Annotated in this window: 10 protein-coding genes; all 10 read left to right on the top strand. The window is 63.2% G+C overall.

The genetic code is table 11. From position 1 onward, the window contains the following. Window positions 1–806 (top strand): hypothetical protein (locus IPG14_RS10990; protein ID WP_343391860.1); only part of this gene is annotated, 806 nt, incomplete at its 5' end. A gap of 570 nt (window positions 807–1,376) precedes the next feature. Continuing rightward, a complete protein-coding gene (locus IPG14_RS10985; protein WP_343391859.1) occupies window positions 1,377–1,943 on the top strand; it encodes a hypothetical protein in 567 nt (188 codons plus the stop codon). Between the two features lie 116 nt (window positions 1,944–2,059). Then, window positions 2,060–2,404 (top strand): hypothetical protein, encoded by a 345-nt coding sequence (locus IPG14_RS10980; RefSeq protein ID WP_343391858.1) that lies wholly within the window; start codon window positions 2,060–2,062, stop codon window positions 2,402–2,404. Between the two features lie 145 nt (window positions 2,405–2,549). Continuing rightward, window positions 2,550–2,693: a hypothetical protein gene (locus tag IPG14_RS10975; RefSeq protein WP_343391857.1), complete on the top strand. Its 144-nt coding sequence runs from the start codon at window positions 2,550–2,552 to the stop codon at window positions 2,691–2,693. A gap of 614 nt (window positions 2,694–3,307) precedes the next feature. After that, complete coding sequence (locus tag IPG14_RS10970) at window positions 3,308–3,490, top strand: hypothetical protein (protein WP_343391856.1); 183 nt, start codon at window positions 3,308–3,310, stop codon at window positions 3,488–3,490. Window positions 3,491–3,865: 375 nt separating this feature from the next. Beyond that, window positions 3,866–4,249: a hypothetical protein gene (locus tag IPG14_RS10965; protein ID WP_343391855.1), complete on the top strand. Its 384-nt coding sequence runs from the start codon at window positions 3,866–3,868 to the stop codon at window positions 4,247–4,249. 377 nt (window positions 4,250–4,626) lie between these two features. Continuing rightward, entirely contained in the window at window positions 4,627–5,154 is a 528-nt protein-coding gene (locus IPG14_RS10960; protein WP_343391854.1) for a hypothetical protein, read from the top strand. Between the two features lie 17 nt (window positions 5,155–5,171). Further along, window positions 5,172–5,357 carry an RHS repeat domain-containing protein gene (locus IPG14_RS10955; RefSeq protein ID WP_343391853.1) on the top strand — a complete coding sequence of 62 codons (186 nt, stop codon included), beginning with the start codon at window positions 5,172–5,174 and terminating at the stop codon, window positions 5,355–5,357. A gap of 786 nt (window positions 5,358–6,143) precedes the next feature. Further along, window positions 6,144–6,734 (top strand): hypothetical protein, encoded by a 591-nt coding sequence (locus tag IPG14_RS10950; RefSeq protein WP_343391852.1) that lies wholly within the window; start codon window positions 6,144–6,146, stop codon window positions 6,732–6,734. Window positions 6,735–6,853: 119 nt separating this feature from the next. Then, the coding region (locus IPG14_RS10945; RefSeq protein WP_343391851.1) for a hypothetical protein at window positions 6,854–7,071 on the top strand (218 nt) is incomplete at its 3' end.

Here is a 7,071-nt window from a genome sequence, read left to right as displayed (position 1 = left end):
AAAGCAACATGCAGAAAGTCGAGCCCTGGCTGGCCGGCCAGCCCAACATCGCGGTGCTCTATGTGAACTACAACGAGATGACGCCGCCGTCAAATTCTTCCTTAAGAGTGATCAACCGCTTCCGACCAACGTCCGAGCGAGAACAGATGCTATGTACGTTGATCGAACCCTGTATCAGCAACCCGTCGCCTGACGTGACTGGAGCGGAAACAGAACGATCGGGTAGCAACCGCGGCGCCTGGTCACACCGGCATCGCTCGGCGCCCTCCCAACCGGCGTGGCCTGGCTTGATCTATGCGGCCCCGCCGTCACCTCCCGTTGGCCTTGCGCAGTTGCTGACCAACAGCGACAACAACGGCCGCCCCGCTGGACGCCCTGGTCGGCGTGACTTGCCGTCCCCGTGCGCCGGGCCGTTCGCATTCGTGCTCGGCATCGCCGGGCCGCTTCCTGGGCCTGGTAGGCGGCACGCCGCTGGGCGCGATCTTCACCCTCCGGTGCAGACGACTCATCAACGACATGGGGTCGTGCGGCCATGCGCCGTTGTCCAGGGGTTGCTGGATCGCGCTTATCAGCCCCGCCGGACCCTCAACGAGGGGCTGATTGATCCTGTCAGTCAAACCGGGCCTTGCCGTACTAATACCCTCTTCTTCTTCTGGCTGGTCGGCCCTCTTCGCTCCTGGCCATCGGGTTTTGCCTTCGGGTGGCGGCGCCTGGTCAGGAACAAAGCGACGCCAGCCACCGACGAAACCACTTTCGGAACTCTAGCAAAATCTTCGAAGAGTCAAGCCGGTGGATTTTTTTGCTAACGTAATGCACCAATTGACACTTGAAAAGGCCCCGAACGCAGTACTAGTGAAATCGTGGCAGAGAAAGCTGGGACGGATTGCCACACAGAACACAAGAGCGCAAACACGCTAATCTGCGAATCTTCTCTGCTACTTCCAGTCCTACGTTCTTGTGGTCAATCGTCCGCCCAACGGACCACTGTTGCCCCAAATTTTGCCTCTTGACAGATCGCCGCGCGTGCTGTGCTGTGACCAGCCACAAGCATGCCCCCGCCTTCCGAGGTCGCCTCCCGAATTCGGAAGTCCCCGGCGAGAGACTCGCTCCCGCCCGCGACTCCTTCAGCAGTCAGAAAATGTCCCTGACCCCATCCGCTTCGATTGTTGCACGAAAGGAGTCCGTTGTCATGTTACGCCTTTGTTTTCTACTACTTCTCTTTTCCTCTTCTACTTCTCTCCCTCTCTCCCGACATTCTGCTCCTGCGGCCTCGTGCCTCTGTCGTCGTTGGTTCATCTGCTGGTAGTTTGCAGTCTGCTCTTTTCCACGGCGGCTGCTGCTACCCCCCACTCCAGATAAATACCACTACTGAACCCATGTCCCCTGATCCCAATTTCGATCTCATTTCCGATCCCGGTGCGACGCCCGCGCCTGCGCTGGTGCAGTTGACGCTGGCCGCGGCGACGGTGCTGGTCGAGCCATCCGGCGTCGTGACCTACACCGTGGTCATCAGCAACACCCTGGCCGACCGCACCCTGACCGGGCTGGTGGTGAGCGATACGTTGCCGCTGGAACTGACCTACTGGCCGGCCGGGGAGGGGGAATTCAGCTACGTTGAGGCCGAACGCCGGCTGGAATGGGCCATCGGTCAACTGGCTGCGGGCGCGACGCTGACCGGCACGTTCCAGGCGCAGGCGCTGGGCGCGGTCAGCGGCCAGGTCATCACCAACACCGCGGCCATCGTGAGCGGAGGTGGCGCGGCGGTGCAGGCCAGTGCGGCGATCACGATCACCGCGGCGCCCTGCCTGGGCGAGGACTGTGCGCCGACGCCCACGGCCGAGCCGCCGACCGCCACGCCGACGGCGACACCGACGAATGAGGTGTCCTGCCCAGGCTTGAGTGTACGCCGACGCCGACGGCCACACCCGGGCCGGATGCGGTGACCGCCACGCCGACGGCGACGCCGACGGCCACACCACCGCCCTGCCAGGATGATGAGGAGTGTACGCCAACGCCGACGGCCACCTGGACGCCGACGCCTGGGCCGGATGAGGTGTGGTTGACGCCGGGCGAGGGCGGGGTGCTGCTCAGCGCGGATGGCCGCGTGCAGGTGGATGCGCGGCCGGGCGCGGTGAGTGCGCCGACGCTGCTGCGCTATCGGCCGCACGAGAGCGATCCCGATCAGCCTGCGAACCTTGATTTCCTGTTCGGCTTCGAGCGCCACGGAGATGTCGGGACTGCCGGTGACGCAGTTTGCGGTGGGTTGACGCTGCGCTATCGCGATCCGGCGGCCGGCGATAGCAAACGCCCCTGGCCCCGGGCGCGACGCTGTTCTTCCAGGGTGCAGCCGACGGGCGCTGGGTGGTGTTGCCAACGAGCGTGGATCAGGAGCAAAGACAACTGATCACCACGCTGACGCACTTCACCTTGTTTGCGGCCGGCAACAGCATTGTGCCGGAACCGGCGCCGGGGGTCGAAGGGGTGCAGTCGCAGTTGTACAACGGAGCCTGGACCGTGAGCTACCCGATCGCAGCGCGCCGGGGCCGCGGGTGGACTGGCGCCTGGGCTGGAGCCTGGACTACAGCAGCCGCAGCCTGGCCGGCGACGGACATCATCAACTGGCCGGGTGGGGCTGGGATCTCGGCGGGTTGAGCTACATCTTGCGTAGCCTGGACACGGGCAAGTACACCTGACCCCTGAACGGCGTGACCCACGATTGGAGGGAACACGGCGGAACTTCTACAGCGTGCAGGACCCCCTTCCTGAAGATCCGCCGGCCGACCGCTTCCAACCCTGACTATCCGGTCATGGAGTATTTTGAATACAACAATCCCTTCGGGACAATCGATCTGCCGGCTACATCCGGGCTGTACAATCGAGACAACCTGGTCTGGGAGGTGACGACCGAAAGCGGCATCACCTATCACTTCGAGCCGGCGTTATACATACGCGACTGCAGCGGCGGCGACTGGGAGCCCGAGGAGATGCGGGTGGTGCATCGCTTCACCAAGTGGGTGTTGACCGAGGTGCGCGACACCACGCCAACGACGCCTAATCGTCTGACGTTCAGCTATGACTACGAAGGCACACGGCAGGCGGAGTCCTGCCAGCAGACTGTTCGACCAGCAACTCCACCAATGATGAGCCATCCAGGTGCGTGCGGTGCAGGTGAAGGAGATCAGCTATGGGCCAAACGGCGCCTTCGTGAAGCTGACCTACTCAGAACCGGGAGGATCGGGCCGAGCACTTCGACGAGACCGGCTACCAGGTTTTCTGGACACGGAAATACCCGGCAGCGGGTGGAGGAATGGCCAACAACACGCTGCTGCACAAGCTGGTGTTGGGCATGACGACGTTCATCAACCCGACGGCGCCGTCGCAGAGCCGGCTGTGCTTGAGCACGATCACGCGTTATGGAACCGGCAGCAATGCGCTACCGCCAACCAGCTACACCTACGGCAGCGGCACGAACGGATGGGGCACATGGTGACGGTGAACAACGGCTACCAGGGACGGTGGAGATTACGTACGGCGGTTCGAGCGGCGGAATGGTGGTGCAGCAGGAGTGGCGGCGGGGGGGCGGAGCGATCCCGACATCGTGACGCAATACGTGTACGACAATAGCAGTTGGGATGATGAGGCGGGGCGGGTTCGGTCAGGCGGAGGCCATCCAGGTGGGGAGCGGTGCCTTGATCGGCAGCGGTCAGCCGGACACGCGGCTGAAGCAGTGGTTCCACACCACGACCAACCAGCACCGCTGGAAGGGCAGGTTGTCCAAGACAGAGGCGCGCAGGTTCCGGCGGCACTATTGCTGGCGCGCAGCGACCAGACCTGGAATGAGACCAGCGTGGGTACGCCGGGCGGGATGACTTTCGTCTATCCGCAAGACAAGACCGACTATGTGGCGGACCCGAACGGGACGAACCCGCCGCTGCGTTACACCAGGAGCGTCTTCACCTACGATGCGGCGTATGGCAATCTGCTGTTGACCCGGCTATACAGCGAGGCCGCGCCAACGATACCATACCGAACGATCAAGCGGGTCTATTCCCCACGCAATGACGGCACGACCTACATCGTCAATCGGGTGGCGGAGGAGAAGCTGTTCGCGGAGCGAAAGCGGGACATGCCAGGGGCAGACGCGCACCATCTACGACAACTACAGCGGCTATGCGGCGTACAACCAGGCGCCGACGGCTGGGCAGGTGAGAGAGGTGTGGCAGGCGGGACAGGGGGGAAGCGCCTGTGACGCCAACTGGGTGAAAGCCGCCAGTTATGGCTATGATTCTTTCGGCAATCGCCAGGACGAAACCACGGCCAGCGGACAGAGCACCACGACGACCTATGACAGCCTGTTTCACAGCTACCCATTGGCGGTCAGCGTACAACCGGCGAGCGGGCTGGGCGGCGCGACGCTGACGACGACCATCACGCGCTACGGCATCAATGCGACGGCGGGGGGCAGCGGGCTGGTGGGACAGGTGCAGAGCGAGACCGACGCCAACGAGGCGGTCACGTTCTACACCTACGATACGTTTGGCCGGCTGACGGAGGTGCGTAAGCCGGGGGCGGGGTTCAGCAACCCGGCGACGGAGAAGATCGTCTACACGACGGACCAGGGGCTGTATGTGCAGCGACATTTGCTGCGCGATGACGGCAACGGCGACGCCAGGTGCGAGTGCGACCTACCTGGAGGAGCGCACGTTCTACGATGGGTTGGGGCGTGTGCGGCAGGTGCAGAAGGAGTACAGCAGCGGCCAGTGGAGCCTGGTGAGCCAGCGCTACGATGGGCTGGGCAACCTGGCAGCCAGTTCGGCGCCGTACACGAGTACGGTGAGCGGAGTGACGTACCAGGCGGTGAACTGGAGTGGGCTGGCCGCGACGCAGTCAACGTCCGATCGGCTGGGACGGGTGACGCAGGTCACGCAGGCGGACGGCAGCAAGACCTGCACGTACTACCAGAATCGGCAGACCGCGGTGATTCGTGAGCAGATCACGATCCAGGGCAACGATATCACCTACAGATACTTGCAGGCGCTTACGGAGACCGATGCGTGGGGGCGGCTGGCGAGCGTCAAGGAGTACCTGGGGCAGGTGGGCGGGGCACGGTCAAGTGCCCGACGCCGGCCTGGAATGCGAACGCGAACGGCCTGACGACCTACGCCTACGACGTGGCGGATCGGCTGGTGCAGATGACCGGGCCGGATGGGGCGGTGACCACGATCACGTACGATCTGTTGGGGCGCAAGATGAGCATGAACGATCCGGACATGGGTGCGTGGAGCTACACGTACGACACGGCCGGGAACCTGGTGGCGCAGACCGATGCGCGGAATGTCACGATAGGGTTTGGCTGACGGACTGAATCGGCTGACGCAGAAATGGCAGAGCGGCAGCCGATGCGGGACGGTGTTGGCCGATTACAGCTATGATGCGTTCGATGGGGCCAGCGCAGTTCGGCGAGGCGGCGCACCGGGATGAGGGCGATATGTGGGCGGCGATGTCAACAACAGCGCGAGTTGGACCCCGACAAGCGCAGCCGGGTGACGGCGGAAAACGCACACGATTGATGGGGAGGCGTACACCCTCGGTTACGCCTATGATTCGGCGGACGGGTGCTGAGGCTGATTTCGGACCCCAGAGTGCGGAGACGGTCAACCTGGCGTACACAGCGCAGGGGCTGCCGGGCGGATGTACAGCAGTGTGGATTATGTGCGCAGCGGGAATGCGGTGTATGAGTGTGGCCGGAAGGCTGACGCGGTTGAGCGCTGGGCAAGCAGAGCAGCAACAACAATCCCGGTGGTGCAGATGGCGTTCACCTACCATCCCTGGACAGCGAGCGGCGGACTGGGGCGCTTGCAGCAGGTGAAGGCAGGAACGTCGGCGAATGCCAGCAGTTTGCAAGGACCTGACGTATGGCTACGATACGGCCGGCAATGTGCGCTGGATCGTGGATGCGCTAACACCGGTCAGCGGCAGTGCTTCAGCTACGACGGTTGGATCGGCTGTTGAGCGGCTTCACGGGTGATGCGATTTGCGCGGGCTACGACGATGGGACCGGGACGGGCGTGAGATAAGGACTACAGCTACAACAACGCGGGAACCTGATCAGCAAGACGGGACAGGGGACGTACGGCTACGGGGTGGCGCAGGCAAGCACCTGCCCGGAAGGTGCGTTGGTGAAGAAGCATGCGGTGGTAAGCACAAGCAACGGCAGCAGTTACTGTTACGATCAGAACGGCAACATGCGGCGGCGCACGATTGGGGGGAACACCTACACCCTGACGTATGACGACGAGAATCGCCTGGTCAGCATCAGCGGGGCGGCGACGGCCAACTACACCTATGACGCCGATGGCGCCCGCATCAAGAGCGTGATGAACGGGGAGACGGTCACCACGATCGGCAATCTGTACGAGAAGAAGGTGGCTGGCGGCGCGACGACGCACACGAAATACTACTATTTCAACGGTCAGCGCGTGGCGGTGCGCGTGGCGGGTGTTGTACTGGCTGTTGCGCGATCACCTGGGCAGCACGACGGTGACGGCCAATGGCGCCAGCGGTGGCGCAGGCGGAGTTTGGTACAAGCCGTGGGTGAGAGTCGAGGACGCCCGTCGGCGCGACGCCGACGAACGCAGCGACGCTTCACCGGGCGGGTGCTGGATGAGGGTGGCTGGCGGGTTGTATTTCTGCTGCGAGATACTACGACCCGACGCTGGCGCGGTTTGCACTAGGGGATAGGGATGCCGGGGCAGGGAATCCGCAAAATCTCAACAGATACTCCTATGTCGGAAATAATCCTCTCGGTACAGATCCAGCAGGATTGTGCGCGGCAGCGCCATGGGGCGCCGGTGTGGGTGATCGCGCACAGAACATGAACTATCAACCCAGTTGCTGGGGTGTCTACTACAACCTGTTGGACCAGGGCATTCCTGGGCTGGACTGGCAATGGGATTATGCGGCGGGCCAGAGCGTGAGCGAGTTTGCCGCAGCGAATTTGCCGCCGGTGCAGGAGCCATTCTCGGTCTGGCTGGTGGGTTGTCCTACGCAGGTCAAGATATCACTGGCTAC

The organism is Candidatus Amarobacter glycogenicus, assembly GCF_016704105.1.
GTDB lineage: Bacteria > Chloroflexota > Dehalococcoidia > Tepidiformales > Tepidiformaceae > Amarobacter > Amarobacter glycogenicus.
The sequence above is the reverse complement of the archived record's forward strand: the minus strand, read 5'-3'. Positions and strand labels throughout refer to the sequence as shown.